Here is a 16,014-nt window from a genome sequence, read left to right as displayed (position 1 = left end):
TTGTGCTTAGGGGCTGTTTATCGTTTTATCAATGCCTAACCTCCTGTTCCCCGGCAGGCGCTAGCCGGATGGCGCAACCCTTTAGTTCGGGAATGCGGCAGATAGGATCGGTAGCGTCATTGGTTAAGCGGTTGGTTGGCGTTTCGGCGTAGTGGAAGGTCATGAAGACGACGCCTGGCGGAACACCGTCGGTCACCTGGACAGAGGTGACGACTCGCCCCCGCCGCGACTCGACGAAAGCGCGGTCGCCGTCTTTCAGGCCGGAACGGCTGGCGTCGTCGGGATGGATGAGGGCTTTTTCTTCGGGGGCCATCTCGGACAGCTTGGAGGCGCGGCGGGACATGCTGCCCGTGTGGTACTGGTAGAGGATGCGGCCTGTCGTCAGGAGCAAGGGGTATTCCTGGTCCGGGCTCTCGTCGGGCGCCAGGTGTTCCACCCGGTGGAACTTGCCTTTGCCGCGAGTGAAGCGTTCCTCGTGCAAAAAGGGCGTCCCTGGGTGATCGATGTCCGGACATGGCCACTGCAACCCGCCCTCCTGCAACCGCTCATGGCGGATACCGCCGTAGATGGGAGTGCAGCCGGCGATCTCCTCCATGATCTCATTTGGGTGGTCATACCGCCAGGACAATCCCATGCGGTTCGCCAGCGCCGTGAGAATTTCCCAGTCAGGGCGGGCGCTGCCGGGCGGCGCAACGGCCTTGCGGATCAACTGGACCCGCCGTTCCGTGTTGGTGAAGGTGCCATCCTTTTCAGCGAAGCAGGCTGCCGGCAAAACGACATGGGCCAGCCGGGCCGTCTCGGTGAGGAAGATGTCCTGGACGACGAAGAAATCGAGATGGCGCAGGGCTTCTTCGACATAACTGCTGTCCGGGTCGGCCAGGATGGGGTTTTCCCCCATGATGAAGAGCCCTCGGATTTCGCCCTTGTGGATGCCGTGAAAAACCTCGGGCACGGTCTTGCCTACCCAGTCGGGCAGGGCCTCCACTCCCCAGAAGGATGCGAAAAACCGGCGGTCTTCCTCTTCCAGGATGTGGCGGTACCCTGGGAAGTAGTTGGGCAGGTTGGCCATGTCACAGGCGCCCTGGACGTTGTTCTGGCCGCGCAGGGGATTGACGCCTGTCCCTTCACGGCCCAGTTGTCCGCACAGGACCGACAGGTTGGCCACGGCGAAGACATTGTTCGTTCCCGACGTGTGCTGGGTAATGCCCATGGCGTAGACGATGGAGCCACGCTCGGCCTGGGCGTACAGGCGGGCGGCCTCGATGAGATCGGCGGCGGCGACGCCGGTGAGTTCCTCGACCCGCTCGGGCGTATAGTCCGTAAGGCCCTCGCGCCATTCGTCAAAGCCCTCGGTGCGGGTGGCCACAAAGTCTCGGTTCCACCAGCCTTCGCGGAGGATCACATGGGCCATTCCATTGAGAAGGGCCGTATTCGTGCCGGGCCGGAGGCGGAGCCAGAGGTGGGCGTCTTTGACCAGGTCGATGCGGCGCGGGTCGATGACGATCAGCTTGGCGCCTTTTTTGGCGGCTTCACGCAGGCGGTAGCCGGTCACAGGCTGTGTCTCCGTCACATTGGCCCCGATGATCAGGATCACGTCAGCCAAAGGCAACTCATTGAGGCCATTGGTCATGGCGCCGCTGCCGAAGGCCGTCGCCAGGCCGGCCACGGTGGAACTGTGGCAGAGGCGGGCGCAGTGGTCCACATGATTGGACTGGAGAGCGATGCGCAGGAACTTTTGGAAGAGGTAGTTCTCCTCGTTGGTACACTTGGCGGAACTGAACCCGGCCAGTGCATGTCCGCCCTGTTGGTCGAGGAGCGATTGGAAGCGCTGGCTGATCAGATCGAGGGCCTCGTCCCAACTGGCCGGTTCGAGGCGGCCGTTGCGCCGGATCAGCGGGTCTGTAAGGCGGTCCGGGTGGTGAACAAACTCCCAGCCAAACTGGCCTTTCACGCAGAGTTGTCCCCGGTTGGCGCCCGAGTTGTCGCGGCCGACACCGACCACCCTGCCTTGGTGCACCTTCAGTTGTAGCTGGCAGCCGACACCGCAGTAGGGGCAGGTCGTTCGGACGCCCTGGGCGTCGGCGGGAATCTTGGACTTGGCGATCTTGAGGGCGACGGGACCCTTGCGGGGAACGACCGGCTTTTTCAGATGGATGGACGGCGAGCGTTTGGGGGGGTTGCCTGCCTGCGCCTGCGGATTGGCGACTCGTTTTTCATCAGGCAAGGGGACATGGCATTCTTCCAGCCCGTCGTCAATTCTATCTCCAGAGGCGAAAGTTGCGGGAACTTTTGCAGCCTTTGTTGCGCTTGCGGCCTTCGTTGCGTCGGCAGCGTTTGCGGCGGAGGGGGCGGTCGAATGTTCCAGCAGCGCCGCTGTGGGGCAGACGTTCAGGCAGATTCCGCAGTGGTCACAGGCGGTTGTCCCATCGACAATGCCGCTGCGCAATCCCGGTGCGCCGGACAATCCAGTTGCGACGGTATGGGACATCAGTTCGTTGGCTGGGCAGAGCCGTTCACAGGATCCGCAACCGGTGCATTTTTGCTCATCCCGTTTTAGAAAAGGGTTGTCCGGCGCAAGGGGAAGGGGCGGGATGCTGACGGCTGGCGATGCCGGAAGGGACGATGGTCCCGGCGACGAATGCTCCGGCAGAGAAGCCAGTTCTCCGGCCATTTCCACATCATAAGCATTGGCGTAGCTGCGCAGCAGGCAGGTCTCTTCCTTCTCGCAGTCGGGGCATTCCACCCGGTGACCCTGGAGCATTCGCTGCAGGGCGGCGCGGCGCTCCTCGCGGACTACAGCGCTGTCATTTCTAACTGCCAGTCCGTCCCGAAGCGGCAGGGCGCAGGCTTTGAGCAACTGCCCTGTCTGTTCCTCCTCGACGACACAGAGCCCGCAGCCGCCTTCACGGTGCAGGCTGTCTTCATGACAAAGGTGAGGGATAGGGATGCCCACTTCCCGGGCCATTTCAAAGAGGGTCATTCCCAGGCGGCCTTTAAAGCGTTGCCCGTCGATGGTTACCTCAAATAGGGGTTCTGACTCCATCATCTTGGCGCCTCCCGGAGCCGTTTTTTCTAGCTTTATCCCGAGAGGACAAAAAATACCCCAACGAGGATGATGAGGACCGACAGCGCCCGCGAGAGGGTCTGCCGGGTGATCAAGCGCAGCCTGCGGGACAGGTAATACAGAAAGAGAATCAGGAAGGCGAACCAGAGGGTGGTGCCCAGCAACGCGCCCAGATAGGCGGCGATTTTCTGGTGGACCTCAGGCAGGGATGACATGAACAGGAGGATGGGGAAGTAGCCCAGGGGATTGATCAGGGAACCGATGACGCCGAGCCAGCACCCGCCTGTGTGAAAGCCAAAGGGGTTCGCTTTCAGCGTGGAAGCCAGTCCCATGACGATGAGAAAGAGACCGGAAAACTGCTTGAAGACGGCGCCGGGGTTCCATTCAAGGTTGAAGCCGAGCGACAGGGCGCTCAGGCAGAGAAAGATCAGGTTGTCAGTCACCAGGGTTGCCAGGGCCATCTTGACCGCTTCCTTGCGGGAGTAACTGAGGCCCGATTCGAGGATGTACAGGTTGGGCAGATCGGGGGAAGCGGAGATGGCGACGCCCAGGAAAAAGCCCATGATCAGCGCTTCCACGGCGACCACCTCACCTGCTAGAAGATATGGAGGCAGGGGGTCATCCATGCCCCGGCAGGAACCATGCCCAAAGATAGGCCAATTTGGAAGCGGTAGGCGTTGGTCGAAAGCCGTCGATGGAGTACAATGGGAGGGAACGACACAAGGAAGGTGACGCTACATGACAATGGAGCAGCGAGAAACGAAGGAACAGCAGAACCCCCATTCGGCCATCCCGATGCGATCAGACCAGCAGCCGGCGCCCAGCCTGCAGGAAGCCCTGCTGGCCTGGGAGGCCTTCGGCTTTTTCCGCCCCATGCTGGAGGACGAGACCATCCGTCTGGCCCGGCGGTTGTGTCAGCTCTTTTACGGCATCTCCGCCCAGGGGGCCGGGGAGGCCTCGCCGCAAAGCCTCTACTGGAACCTCTTCGAGCGGCTCGTCGGCTACGGCGAGTTGAGCCGGGCGCCGGTTGTCGGCGACGCCTGGCAGAACTACCTCCTCGATCGCATGCTTGTTATGGAGACGAGTTTTTCTAAGAAGGCCCAGTTCGGCGACGAAGGCCTGGGCGAGGCCATGCGGGAGGGGGTCGCCCTGGAACTGGCCAATCTGCAAACCCTTTTCCGCCTGTCTGCCGACTGGTGGCAGGCGCAAACCCAAGCCGCTTGCGGACGTTTCGTTCCAGCTTGGAAAGAGGTCCGTCCCCTTGCCGAAGCGACCGATTCGTTGCCTGAAAAGGCGCGGTTGGAGATGAAACAGGCGCTCGCCGCTTGCCCCGACTGGCGCGAGGCGGCGCCATCCCTTGCCCGTTACCACCGCCAATTTGGTTCCGGCGTCTTCGCCCATTTTCTCGCCTTTCGCTGGGAGGGGCGGCTGACAGGCCTCACCCGTCCCGACCCGATCCGTCTGGAGGAACTGGTCGGCTACGAGCGCCAGCGGGCCGAGGTGACCGGCAATACGGAGCGGCTGCTGGCCGGATATCGGGCCAACAACGTCCTGCTCTACGGTGATCGCGGCACCGGCAAGTCATCGACGGTGAAGGCGCTGATCCACCGTTTCGGCGACCGGGGCCTGCGCCTGGTGGAGGTCCCCAAAAGCCGCCTCGCCGATTTCCCGTTCATCGTCGACATGCTCAAGGAACGGCCGCAGAAGTTCATTCTCTTCATTGATGACCTCTCTTTCGAGGAGGGAGAGGATTCCTACAAAGAACTGAAAGCTGTCCTCGAAGGGGGCATCGCCGTCCGCCCGGACAATGTGGCCATCTATGCCACATCGAACCGCCGCCACCTCATCCGGGAGGTGACGGCCGACCGCCGGCCGGAGTTCACCGATGATGGAGAACTGCGCCCCGGCGACACCTACCAAGAGAAGATGTCTCTCGCCGACCGCTTCGGGATTACCGTCACTTTTCTCGCGCCTGGGCAAGAAGCTTATCTGGAGATCGTCGAGACGTTGGCCCGGCAGCAGGGCATCGACATGGATCCGGAAGAACTGAGACAACGGTCGCTGCGCTGGGAGATGCGTCACAACGGCCGTTCCGGCCGGACGGCGCGACAGTTCATCGACTCTCTGGCCCCGGAGAGACGGTGAGAGGCGCCCCTGGCGATGAAGACGCTCCTGGTGAACGATGCGCCCCAGTCAAAACAGTGTCACCGGCAGCCAATTCTATATGGATGCATGATCAAGGGAGGGGATGCTGTGCTGCGCTACATAACGAGTGAATTGAATCAGTTCACTCAAAGTGAAGGGACTCGGCCTGTTGCGCAGGCTCGCAATGGACACCTGCTTTCACTGGCTTCGTGATGGCCCTGTTGCTGACCGTCAGCCCCGGTTTTGTAGGGACTCCGGCATGGGCTTCCGAAACCGTTGCCAGCGTCTCGTCCGCAACACCATGGCGAGTTGTCCGCAACGCCTGCAACACAGGATAAGGCCCCCTTCTTTTCGGCAGACTAGCCGAGAGAAGGGGGTTTTTTTATGGGCGAAAAGACGATTCTTGCCTTTTTCAGCTCGCCTGAGGCGGCTGAAGCGGCCAAACGTCAACTCACGGGACAGGGCTATGAGACGGTTCAGGTGGACCGGGTCAGCCACATGCCCAACCCTGATTCGGCGGAGCGCTACTTCAGTCCCCTGACCGGTGATGAGCGGCGCAGCCTGACCTCGCTGGTGGAAGGGATCGAGCGCGACAACGACACCCGTGTGATGGCCGCCGCCATGCCGACGGCGTCAGGGATGTCCGACGGCGCCACCTTTGTCACCGGCGAGAACTATCTGGTCACCGTCGTCTGCGAAGGCGAAAAGCAAGAGGAGGCCAAGGGATTGCTGGCCTCCTACGGGGGCAATGTAGACGCCTGAAGAAGCCGCGGCCAAACTGTTTTCTACGTGAAAATGTGGATGCGCAAGGAGGCTTGCCGATATGGATCGCTGGCTGGGATGGCCTATCGATCGGATCCTGATCCTGTTCACGTCCCTGGCGTTTGCCCTCGTCGCCATCCAGGTGACCCTCTTTCACTACCGGCAGAATTTTCGCCACTATGCCATGTGGGGACCGGTCATCGGCCTGCCTGTGGCCGCCTTGATCGGCTTGGCGCTGACCATCCGCGACGCCCCCATCTGGCGCTGGCTCTTTCTCTTCGCCCTCATCGGCGAACTGGTCAGCGGTCTGGCCGGTTTCTACTACCATGCCAAAGGGATCGGTCAGCGTGTCGGCGGCTGGGGTGTGAACAACGTCATGGTGGGACCGCCGCCAGTGCTGCCGATCATGGTGTCGGCCCTGTCGCTGCTGGGGCTGCTCGCCCTGTACCTGTAAGGAGGGGGCGCCATGACGGTAAAGACGATTTATCCCGATTATGATGTGATGCGAGAGAGCCCCCATTGGGACGAGAACACGCGCGTCCTGGTGGAAAAAAGGTTGCAGCCGCCGGCCATTCCCCAGGTGTTCACGCCTCTGGAGTTTTCCATCCTGAAGGCGGTCATCGGCCGGCTTGTCGATGAGGGCGATGAAAACCTGCTCGCCCGGGTGGTAGGGCAGTTGGATCGCCACCTGGCCGAAAAACAGGGGCAGGGGTATCATCCCGTCACCCAGCCGCCGGAGGAGCAACTGCTGCGCGGCGGTTTGGCCTGGCTGGACGCCACGGCCCTGCAGCTTTACCAGCGTTCTTTTCTGCAACTCTCGTCCTGGGAGATGGATGATGTCCTTGGCAAGGCCCAGCGGGGGGAAGTAACCTGGACGGGCCTGGCTTCGAAAGATTTCTTTAAAAAAATGCTCCGCACAGCCATCGACTTTTTCTACTCCCAGCCGGAGATCTGGTCCGAGATCGGTTACGGCGGTCCGGCTTACCCGCGCGGTTACTACCGGATTGAATACGGCTTGAAAGACCCCTGGGAACCGCGGCTCGTTCCGGAGCGGGTGGAGGAGCGGGCCAAGGATGGCTTCGGGCCGGGACCGGTGCGGAGGGTTGACCGATGAACCATGAAACAGGCCTGGCCTGGAAGTGGCTTGATGAAGAGGTGGACGCCGTCATCGTCGGGGCTGGGGCGACAGGCGCTGTTGTGGCCCGTGAGTTGGGCCAGGCGGGCTTGCGTGTCGTGCTGATCGAAGCGGGACCCTACTGGGAAGTGAGCCGCGACTTCGTCAGCGACGAATTGCACATGCGGCGGACTGCCTGGCGCTACAAGCGGCTGACCGCCGGGACGAACCCGCCTGAACTGGGCCACAACACCTCCGGCTCGGGCGTCGGCGGCGGCACGCTCCACTTCACCGCCGTCGTGCCCCGTTTCTTCCCCTCTGATTTTCGCACCCGCTCCACCGACGGGGTGGGGGAGGACTGGCCCATCGCCTATGAGGATGTGGCGCCTTATTACAGCAAGATGGAGGCTGAGATCCCCGTCTCCGGCCCGAAGCACTACCCTTGGGGCGCCTTTCAGGGCCCCTATCCCTACCCGGAGCGGGAGCCCATCGCAGGAACCCATCAGGTCCTGCGCATCGGCTGCGAAAAACTGGGCATCCGCAGTTCCGTAGCGCCCCTGGCCATCCTGTCAGCTCCCTACCGGGGCCGTCCGCCCTGCATCAACCGGGGCTTCTGCGCCCAGGGCTGCCTGCCCAACTCCAAGTTCTCCACCCTGATCCACCATATCCCCCAGGCCCTTGACGCCGGCGTGGAACTGCGCCATGGCTGCATGGTCAGCCGGGTGATCTGCCGGTCCGATGACCGGGTGGAAGGGGTCGCCTTCCTTTTCAACGGCCAGGAGTACCGCCAGCGCGCGCGGGCCGTCATCCTCTGCGCTTCGGCCATCGAGACGCCCAGACTCTTGTTGATGTCGACCGATGCCCGCCACCCTCAGGGCCTTGCCAACAGCAGCGGCATGGTGGGCAAGTGCTTCATGCTCCACTCTGGCCACGAGATCATGGCGCGATTTTCCGAGGAGATCCTTCCTTACAAAGGAACGCCCATCCTGGCGTTGACCCAGGAATTCTACGAAACCCCTGCCGACGGCTCACGGGCGCGCGGCTTTTCCATCCTGGCCCACGGCTCCCGACCGCTGGCCTTCATGAACATCGTCGCCAAGGCAGCCGAGTTGTGGGGGAAAAACCTGCGCGAGGTGAGCCGCGACTACAACTATTTCGCCCGCTTGTCCATTGTCGGCGAGACCCTGCCTAGCGAAGGCAACCGGATCACCCTGTCCGACCAGAAGGACGAGGTCGGTCTTCCAGCGCCGCAGGTGACTTTCACCTATGGCGACAATGACCACAAGGTGATCGCCGCCGGTGTAGAGATGTGCAAGGGCATCCTCGAATCCGCCGGGGGCAAGGTGGAGTTTGTGGCGCCCGATACATCTCATATGCTGGGCGGCTGCCGAATGGGCGACGATCCCGGACGTTCTGTCGTGGATAAATGGGGACGCGCTCACGACCACCCCAACCTGTTCATCGCCGACACATCCCTCTTTGTCACCTCCGGTGCCTCTAACCCAACCCTTACGGCCATGTGTCTGGCCTGGCGGACGGCGGACGCGATCAAGGAGGCCTTCCGGCGGGGGGAACTGTAGGCGGAGCGAACTGTAAAAGAGCAGATTGAAAATAACGCAGAGGCCTCGTCTTTCTATGAACAAAAGGACGGGGCTTCTACGTTTATCGGGTCGGTAGGTTCGGCGAAACTATCGCTCAAAAAGGTTTTCGACGAGGTGTAAAAGGGTGGATGAATGGCCGGCAAACTTTTTCAGGGGATTGTTCGTGGCGGTGTTGATCAGTGTGCCGCTTTGGAGCCTGATTATTGGCGTTTTTTGGCTGATATGGCGCTAAGATGTAAGGTTAACGAAGAAGGTTAACGAAGGCTGTCGTTTCGAAGGCGGCCTCTTGTCATCTCTGGCCTCCGCGGCAGGCGCTCAGTTGGGCGTCTGTTTTTTATTTCACGGACCAATCAGGTGTGACTGGAATATCATGGAACCGAATAGAAAGGAGTGATCTCGGTTGATCGTCTATTATGTTCGACCAGGCGACACCATGACCGCCATCGCCCAGAGGTATGGCGTGACATTGGAGCAGTTGCTGGCGGCTAACGGGCTGCCTAACCCCGATGTCTTGCAGGTTGGGCAGGCGATCATGGTCCCCTTGCCGGTATCGCCGGGCGGGCTTTGTCCAAGGCTGTCCCTCGGTTCCCGGGGCGCGTCGGTGAGACGGCTCCAGCAGTTGCTGACCAGGGCCGGTTTCAATCCGGGACCTGTCGACGGGATCTTCGGTACGGCGACAAGAAACGCTGTTATCGGCTTGCAACGTCGCCAGAATCTGGCTCTCTCCGGCGTGGTCGAAAGGGCGGAATGGCAAGCCCTCGGTGTCAACTGCGCCCGTCCACCCATTCCGCCTTTTCCAAGGCAGCCGGGACAGCGACCACCAGTGACCCCGCCGCGCCGCCCGGCGCCGCCTGCCCCGCCCGCGCCTCGACCGACACCGCCGACGCCGCGGCCTACGCCTCCCACACCGCCTGCGCCCACTCCTCCGGCGGGGCCAACCTGTCCCGACCTGGCCCGGGGGAGCACAGGGGAGGCCGTCAGGCGCCTGCAAAGGCTGCTTGATGCGGCCGAGTACCTCGTCACTGTGACCGGCGTCTATGATCAGGCGACGGAAAATGCCGTGAGAACGTTCCAGGCCGAGGTCGGGATCAACCCAACGGGGCGGGCCAATCTGGAGACCTGGTTGTCCCTGGGGGAATCCTGCGGCGATCTGCCCCGGCCCCCACGCCACCGCATCACCCGTGTGATCAACAACATCCGTTACACCCTGTACACGAACAAGGCCGTTTACCGGCCGGGAGAGCCCGTTCTGATCACCTTCATCAAAACCAATGTAGGCACACAGCCACTCACCCTCGATTACCCTTCTTCCCAGCGTTACGATCTGTCCATCGATTTGGGATTGAGCGGCATCGAGGTCTGGCGCTGGTCCCGCGGCCGGTCCTTCAATCCCATCGCAGAAACCATCGTCCTGCAGCCGACTGAGTATCAGGCATTCCAGGAGACGTGGAATCAGTCTAGCAATACGGGGCAGGATGTCCGTTATCCCGGACGGTATACACTGGCAGCGACCAATCTGGGCACACGGCAGGGCGTTAGCGTGGAGATCGAGCTGCAACCGGCCGTCAGCGCATCCGAGGAAGATGCGTAGCGCCACCAATGGAAAAGCCAAAGAAAAACGAAGTTAGGGGGCCGATCCGGCATCCGGATGGGTTCCCCTAACTTCTTCTGGCAAAGTGACCCTAATTTTAACAAATTCGATCATGAAAATTACTATGTATCTTAATCTTCCATCATCCTTATTTAACATTTAAATGATAAGTTAGAAGCTGAAAACCGATGAGGAGGTCAAAAAATGAACAAGGCGACAAAAAATCTGATCGCCGCCATGATGGGGACGACGATGCTGCTCACGTCCCTGACGCCCGCTCTTGCCGCCGACATGAAGGCTAACAAAGGCAAAGCGAAAAACGTCATCTTCATGCTGAGCGATGGCAACTCGATTGGCGGCACGACGCTGACTCGCTGGTACAATATCGCCAAGTCTAAGAATCCCAATGCCCGTCTGACCCTCGATGATCCCGCTTTTGATTTGGCCTTGCAGCGAACCTACGGTTCTAACTCGATCATCACCGACTCCGCGCCGGCCGGCACCGCCTTTTCAACGGGCTTCAAGAGCGACAGCGGCTACATATCGGTCCTCCCCGACCAGATCAACATCCCTGGCGCCAAAGAATACAGCGGCAACGAACCCTTCAAACCGGTTGCCACTGTGCTGGAAGGGGCCAAGCTGATGGGGAAGGCCACCGGCATCGTCTCTACGTCCCAGATCCAGCACGCCTCCCCGGCTGCGACATCCTCCCATTGGTATAAGCGATCCAACTATGAAGAGATCGCCGAACAACAGGTCTATCAGGACATGGACGTTGTCCTCGGCGCCGGCGCCAAGTACCTCGGCCCGAACCGTGCTGACGGACAGGATCTGATCAAGATCATCAAGGAACGCGGTTACGATTATGTCACCGACACTGAAAAGATGAAGAACTCCACTGCTGACAAGATCTGGGGCATGTTCGCCGATGTCTCCCTGGACCGCGATATCGATCGCAACCCGGCCAAACAACCGAGCCTGGCTGAGATGACCCAAAAAGCCATCGACACGCTCAGAGAAGACAAAGATGGCTTCTTCCTCTTCGTCGAAGGCAGTGAAGTGGACTGGTCTGCCCACGCCAATGACCCTGTTGGCCTCATCAGCGACATCAACGCCTTTGACCGCGCCGTCAAAGTGGCCCTTGACTTCGCGAAAAAGGACAAGAACACCCTGCTGATTGTGACCACCGACCATGGCAACGGCGGCATCACCATCGGCAACGGCCTCTCCGACGATTCATACGACAAAATGCCCCTTGATACGGTGATGACGCCGCTGCTCAAGGTGAGCCGCACCTCCGATTATATCGTCCGCGAGCTGCCGAAAGACGCTACAGATGAACAAATCAAGGAAGTCATCGCCAAGTACTACAGCATCACCGACGTGACCGACGAGGAACTCGCAGAGGTGAAAAAATGGCTGGTCAAAGACGGCGACCGCGACTATGGCATCGGCAGGATCCTGAGCAAGCGGGCACGCATCGGCTGGACGACCCACGGCCATACCGGTGAAGATGTCATGGTTTACAGCTACGGACCTAACAGCATGTCCGGACTGGTGGACAACACTGACGCAGCCAGAGTGATGGCAAAAGCGATAGGCTTCGATTTGGGCGAACTGAACAAGAAGCTGATGGTCAACGCCAAAGAAGCCTTCACCAAACTGGGCGCCAAGTGTGAAATCGACGCCACCGACGCCAAAAACCCCGTCGTCGTCGTAGAAAAAGACGGCGTAAAAGCCAAATTGCCCATCAGCACCGATATCATCACCATCAACGACAAGACATCGACGATGACCGGCCTGACCGTCCGCGGCAAGGAAGACAGCCCCGTCTATGTGCCCCAGGAAGCGGTGGATCTCTTTGCTGCTGCCCTGAAAGGGGTCAAGAAATAGATTTGTTATCAACAGCGGACATGTATCGGCGCATTGATCATGTCACCGATCGACCGCTTCGTGGAACAAGAAAAGACCCGCGCGGGATGCGCGGGTCTTTTTCGCTGCCTTTGTCAATTGGCTAGTTTTTCTTCTTCTTCATCGCGAAAAACCTCCTTGCCGAACTTTTCCATTGTTTTTACCCGGTGAAATCGCCATAATGAAGTTCCTTTAGGAGAACACTAAGCGGAAAAGCGGTCGAACATTTAGTCATATTCATTGTATCAGATTTGACAGGAATGCTTCCCCTCGGTTATGCTGAACGATGGTAGACAATCAGCCAGGAGGGAAAAGGTTGCGACGCGTCAAACTAGCCATTCTACATATGCTGCCCCAAACCTGGCTGTCCCGCCAAAGCGGGAAGTGGGCTGCTTCCCGCTGGAGCCGGAGGGCCATCCCTTGGTTTATCCGCCGCTATGGCGTGAACCTGGAGGAAGCGGAAAAATCCTGGCAGGAGTATCGCTCACTGGCCGATTTCTTCTGCCGCCGCCTGAAGCCAGGCATGCGCCCCGTCTGTCCCGATGAGCGGACCATCGTGAGCCCTGTCGATGGTCAGGTGTCCCAGATGGGGACCGTATCGGCCGGTCGCCTGATCCAAGCCAAAGGGATCAACTACTCGCTGGAACAACTCCTGGGCGACGCTGAACAAGCCCGGCGATTCACCGGGGGAGAGTTTATCACCATCTACCTGAGCCCCCGTGACTACCACCGCATCCATGCCCCCCTTTCCGGAAGGGTGACCGGGTACGTCTACTGGCCCGGGCGCCTCTATCCCGTCAACGACCTAGGCGTGCGGGGAGTGCCCAATCTCTTCGCCCGCAACGAGCGCCTGATCACCTACATGAACAGCGATGTGGGACAAGTCGCGGTGATCAAGGTGGGCGCCATGATGGTCGGCAGCATCCGCGTTGATTACGCCGAAATCAACCGCCGCAAACGGGCGAAGCTCGTTTCCCTGACCGAGGGTCCCTGCCTGGAAAAAGGGGACGAGTTGGGCTACTTTGAGTTCGGTTCCACGGTAATCCTCCTCTATGAACCAGGGGCCATCCGCTGGAAGCCTGGCATTGAGACCGGCGTCCGTCTGAAGATGGGCGAGGAGCTTGCGGAAAAAATTATTTAAGAAAAAAGACCGGCAAATTTGGCCGGTCTTTTTTTAATTGTATGGCATTATCGGTGAATAAATACTCATAATCTAGGATTAAAGCGGCGCAATCTTAATCTATTGGCCCAAATGGGCCATTTTATTTGTATTCATGCAAGATTCGAAAAAAGGAGGGCTCTCCATTGTTGTGTCGAATTAGCTGTTCTGGGCAAAACCTTCCAACGGCAGCGACAGGAAGCGTTTTTTTCAGCGCCGCATCGACACCATCGTTAAGACGTTTCCCCGGTTTCATTTGACAGTAACCGGTTTTCCCTGGCCCTTACCGGGTGGGAAGGCCGCTCCATAGACCGGGGGTTTGCCACACTAATGGAGGTGTCATACCATGCATCCTTTCCGCCAACCCCTTGAGATTGCCCGCCTGATCGACAACCCAACGGCGGCGCAACTGCGGGAAATGGCTCGGGGCGAGGAACACACGACTGAATTCGGCAGTCCCTGTTACGTCTCAGAAGTGCGCAACCGCAGCGCCAAGAAAACCTACCTCGTGGAAGATGGCATCACCCTGGGCGTTGACCAGCAGGGGATCTCCTTGGAAAAAGCAACCGCCCTGGCCGCCGAAGTGCACCGCTACCTGACCGATAAGAGCGTCATCCGCCTCGACCGGCAGATGGGAGTTGACGCCGACCATACCTACCACTGCCGCCTTTACATCACCGAGCCCTATGCGCGCATCCCCGCCATGTGGATCCATTCCCTGTTCGCCCCCGTGGACAAGGACAAAGAGCCTGACCTGATCAGCATCTATGTCCCCGAGTGGCCTGAGCGAGTCATCTTCTGCCATCCTCTGGCTGGCGTTACATATATCCTGGGCACCGACTACTTCGGCGAGTGCAAAAAATCCTTCCTGCGCATGGCCATGTTCCGGACGAAGCAACAGGGCGGCTTGGGCCTCCATGCAGGCTCCAAGGTGCTTCGCGTCCGCGATGCCGCCGGTGAACTAAAGGATGTGGGCTTCATTCTTTTCGGTCTCAGCGGCACCGGAAAGACGACCCTCACCATTCACGACCACGGCCTCACTGGCGACGAGCGGGTGATCATCCGCCAGGACGACATCGTGCTCATGGATCCCAACGGTTTCTGCGCCGGCACGGAAGACGGTTTCTACATCAAGACCGACGGCCTCGACAAGCCCCAGAAGGTGCTTTACAATGCTGCCGTGTCCCCTAATGCCCTCTTTGAGAACATCAAGGTCTTCGAGGGCGGCGTCATCGACTTCTTCAACCAGGAGCTGACTTCCAACGGCCGCGGCATCGTCCTGCGCAAGGAAGTGGCCGGCTCGGACGACTCCATCGACCTGCAAAAAGCCCACAAGATCATCTTCATCACCCGCCGTAACGACATCGTACCGCCCCTAGCCCGCTTGAACCCTGTCCAGGGCGCCGCTTACTTCATGCTTGGCGAATCCATCGAGACCTCTGCCGGTGACCCGACGAAGGCCGGCCAGTCCAAGCGCGAGGTGGGGACTAACCCCTTCATCGTCGGTCCCGAAGAGGAAGAGGGACACCGCCTGCTAGAGATCCTGCGCAACAACCCCGATATGGAGTGCTATCTGTTGAATACAGGATCCGTCGGCGCCCACGAGGGGGACGCCGGGATCAAGCTCTCCATCAAGGTCTCTACCACGTTGATGAAAGAGATTGCTCACGGACGCATCGAGTGGACCGTCGACCCCGACTGGGGCTACGAGGTGCCCGTCTCTGTACCCGGCCTCGACATCGAGGAACTGATGCCCCGCCGCTTCTACAGCGAAGAGGAGTACCAGGCCCGTGTCGAAAAACTTCGTAACGAACGGCGCAAGTGGCTGGCCCGCTTCCCTGGCTTGTCGGGGGAGATCCGGGAGGCTGTGGAGAAGGCGTTTCAAAAGCGTCCTTCTTGATTACCCGCGCTTATTCGGCCCCAGCCCATCGTTGCTCCCTGTAAGCTCCTTCGTATACTCCTTGAGCAACTTCCGAATCCCCCGCCCCTCGATCCGGCTCACATAGCTGCGAGAAATGTTCAACAGGTCAGCCACGGTCTGCTGCGTCTTCGGAGTGCCGTCGGTCAGACCGTAACGGAGCGTCAGGATCTCGCGCTCTTTTTTGTTCAGGCGCCGCTTGACCTTTTCCTGAAGATCCTCGATTTCAAAAGACCGCTCGACCATTTCGGCCACCGTGTCGCTATCGGTGCCGAGGATGTCGCTGTAGGTCATCATGTTCCCGTCCTTGTCTACCCCCACCGACTCCTCGAAGGAGACGACCCGGGAATCGCGCTTTTTGTCTCGGAAATGCATGAGGATCTCATTCTCGATGCATCGGGAGGCGTAGGTGCTCAGGCGCACCTTCTTTTCGGCCTTAAAGGTGTTGATCGCCTTGATCAGACCGATCGTTCCGATGCTGATCAACTCTTCGATTTCTTCGTCATTCGAGTAGTACTTCTTGCAGATATGCGCCACCAGGCGCAGGTTGTGGGTAATCAGTTTCTCTCGGGCTGCTGCGTCGCCGCTGGCCGTGCGGGCGATGCATTCCGCTTCCTCCTCGACCGAGAGGGGCTTGGGAAATGAGTTGCTGTTCAGACCGCCGAAAAAAAAGGCAAAACCTTTAAGCAGTAAGACCAGAAAGGCGGCAACACATGCCGTTACCAATCGATCACCCCCATACTTAATTC

At 59.7% G+C, this 16,014-nt stretch carries 13 protein-coding genes; 9 read left to right on the top strand and 4 right to left on the bottom strand.

Annotated features, from left to right (window positions below; translation table 11 throughout):
- Positions 1 to 28: 28 nt before the first annotated feature.
- Together fdhF and AC0CW1_RS05550 are read right to left on the bottom strand one after the other, a co-directional pair.
- Complete coding sequence (gene fdhF / locus AC0CW1_RS05555) at positions 29 to 3,046, bottom strand: formate dehydrogenase subunit alpha (protein ID WP_488182050.1); 3,018 nt, start codon at positions 3,044 to 3,046, stop codon at positions 29 to 31.
- A 32-nt stretch (positions 3,047 to 3,078) separates the two neighbouring features.
- A complete protein-coding gene (locus AC0CW1_RS05550) occupies positions 3,079 to 3,642 on the bottom strand; it encodes a hypothetical protein (RefSeq protein ID WP_488182049.1) in 564 nt (187 codons plus the stop codon).
- A gap of 160 nt (positions 3,643 to 3,802) precedes the next feature.
- Here AC0CW1_RS05550 and AC0CW1_RS05545 point away from each other — a divergent pair, with 160 nt between their 5' ends.
- Positions 3,803 to 5,209, top strand: a complete 1,407-nt coding sequence (locus AC0CW1_RS05545; protein WP_488182048.1) for an ATP-binding protein — start codon at positions 3,803 to 3,805, stop codon at positions 5,207 to 5,209.
- 142 nt (positions 5,210 to 5,351) lie between these two features.
- On the opposite strand, the gene AC0CW1_RS05540 is transcribed toward AC0CW1_RS05545, so the two are convergent.
- On the bottom strand, positions 5,352 to 5,540 hold the full coding sequence (locus AC0CW1_RS05540; protein ID WP_488182047.1) for a hypothetical protein: 189 nt from the start codon (positions 5,538 to 5,540) through the stop codon (positions 5,352 to 5,354).
- A gap of 53 nt (positions 5,541 to 5,593) precedes the next feature.
- Between AC0CW1_RS05540 and AC0CW1_RS05535 the strand changes: the two genes are divergently transcribed.
- From AC0CW1_RS05535 to AC0CW1_RS05500, 8 genes are all read left to right on the top strand, one after another.
- Positions 5,594 to 5,971 (top strand): hypothetical protein, encoded by a 378-nt coding sequence (locus AC0CW1_RS05535; RefSeq protein ID WP_488182046.1) that lies wholly within the window; start codon positions 5,594 to 5,596, stop codon positions 5,969 to 5,971.
- A 61-nt stretch (positions 5,972 to 6,032) separates the two neighbouring features.
- Positions 6,033 to 6,425, top strand: a complete 393-nt coding sequence (locus AC0CW1_RS05530; protein WP_488182045.1) for a hypothetical protein — start codon at positions 6,033 to 6,035, stop codon at positions 6,423 to 6,425.
- Positions 6,426 to 6,437: 12 nt separating this feature from the next.
- Entirely contained in the window at positions 6,438 to 7,085 is a 648-nt protein-coding gene (locus AC0CW1_RS05525) for a gluconate 2-dehydrogenase subunit 3 family protein (protein ID WP_488182044.1), read from the top strand.
- Complete coding sequence (locus AC0CW1_RS05520) at positions 7,082 to 8,665, top strand: GMC family oxidoreductase (RefSeq protein ID WP_488182043.1); 1,584 nt, start codon at positions 7,082 to 7,084, stop codon at positions 8,663 to 8,665. The genes AC0CW1_RS05525 and AC0CW1_RS05520 overlap by 4 nt, the downstream gene beginning before the upstream one ends.
- 421 nt (positions 8,666 to 9,086) lie before the next feature.
- Positions 9,087 to 10,277, top strand: a complete 1,191-nt coding sequence (locus AC0CW1_RS05515; RefSeq protein ID WP_488182042.1) for a peptidoglycan-binding protein — start codon at positions 9,087 to 9,089, stop codon at positions 10,275 to 10,277.
- A 204-nt stretch (positions 10,278 to 10,481) separates the two neighbouring features.
- Entirely contained in the window at positions 10,482 to 12,170 is a 1,689-nt protein-coding gene (locus tag AC0CW1_RS05510) for an alkaline phosphatase (protein WP_488182041.1), read from the top strand.
- Between the two features lie 334 nt (positions 12,171 to 12,504).
- Positions 12,505 to 13,329 carry an archaetidylserine decarboxylase gene (gene asd, locus AC0CW1_RS05505; protein ID WP_488182040.1) on the top strand — a complete coding sequence of 275 codons (825 nt, stop codon included), beginning with the start codon at positions 12,505 to 12,507 and terminating at the stop codon, positions 13,327 to 13,329.
- A 364-nt stretch (positions 13,330 to 13,693) separates the two neighbouring features.
- Positions 13,694 to 15,247: a phosphoenolpyruvate carboxykinase (ATP) gene (locus AC0CW1_RS05500; RefSeq protein WP_488182039.1), complete on the top strand. Its 1,554-nt coding sequence runs from the start codon at positions 13,694 to 13,696 to the stop codon at positions 15,245 to 15,247.
- Here the strand turns inward: AC0CW1_RS05500 and sigK are convergent, their stop codons facing one another.
- The gene (sigK, locus tag AC0CW1_RS05495) at positions 15,248 to 15,991 is read right to left on the bottom strand and encodes an RNA polymerase sporulation sigma factor SigK (RefSeq protein WP_488182038.1); all 744 of its coding nucleotides are present in this window, start codon (positions 15,989 to 15,991) and stop codon (positions 15,248 to 15,250) included.
- Positions 15,992 to 16,014: the final 23 nt, after the last annotated feature.

Source organism: Heliomicrobium sulfidophilum, from assembly GCF_057715735.1.
Note: the sequence above shows the minus strand (reverse complement) of the source record. Positions and strands in the feature narration are given on the sequence as shown.

Coding starts and splice junctions, on each gene's coding strand:
- fdhF (WP_488182050.1), bottom strand. CDS start 3,046: ATGATGGAGTCAGAACCCCTATTTGAGGTAACCATCGACGGGCAACGC.
- AC0CW1_RS05545 (WP_488182048.1), top strand. CDS start 3,803: ATGACAATGGAGCAGCGAGAAACGAAGGAACAGCAGAACCCCCATTCG.
- AC0CW1_RS05535 (WP_488182046.1), top strand. CDS start 5,594: ATGGGCGAAAAGACGATTCTTGCCTTTTTCAGCTCGCCTGAGGCGGCT.
- AC0CW1_RS05530 (WP_488182045.1), top strand. CDS start 6,033: ATGGATCGCTGGCTGGGATGGCCTATCGATCGGATCCTGATCCTGTTC.
- AC0CW1_RS05525 (WP_488182044.1), top strand. CDS start 6,438: ATGACGGTAAAGACGATTTATCCCGATTATGATGTGATGCGAGAGAGC.
- AC0CW1_RS05520 (WP_488182043.1), top strand. CDS start 7,082: ATGAACCATGAAACAGGCCTGGCCTGGAAGTGGCTTGATGAAGAGGTG.
- AC0CW1_RS05510 (WP_488182041.1), top strand. CDS start 10,482: ATGAACAAGGCGACAAAAAATCTGATCGCCGCCATGATGGGGACGACG.
- AC0CW1_RS05500 (WP_488182039.1), top strand. CDS start 13,694: ATGCATCCTTTCCGCCAACCCCTTGAGATTGCCCGCCTGATCGACAAC.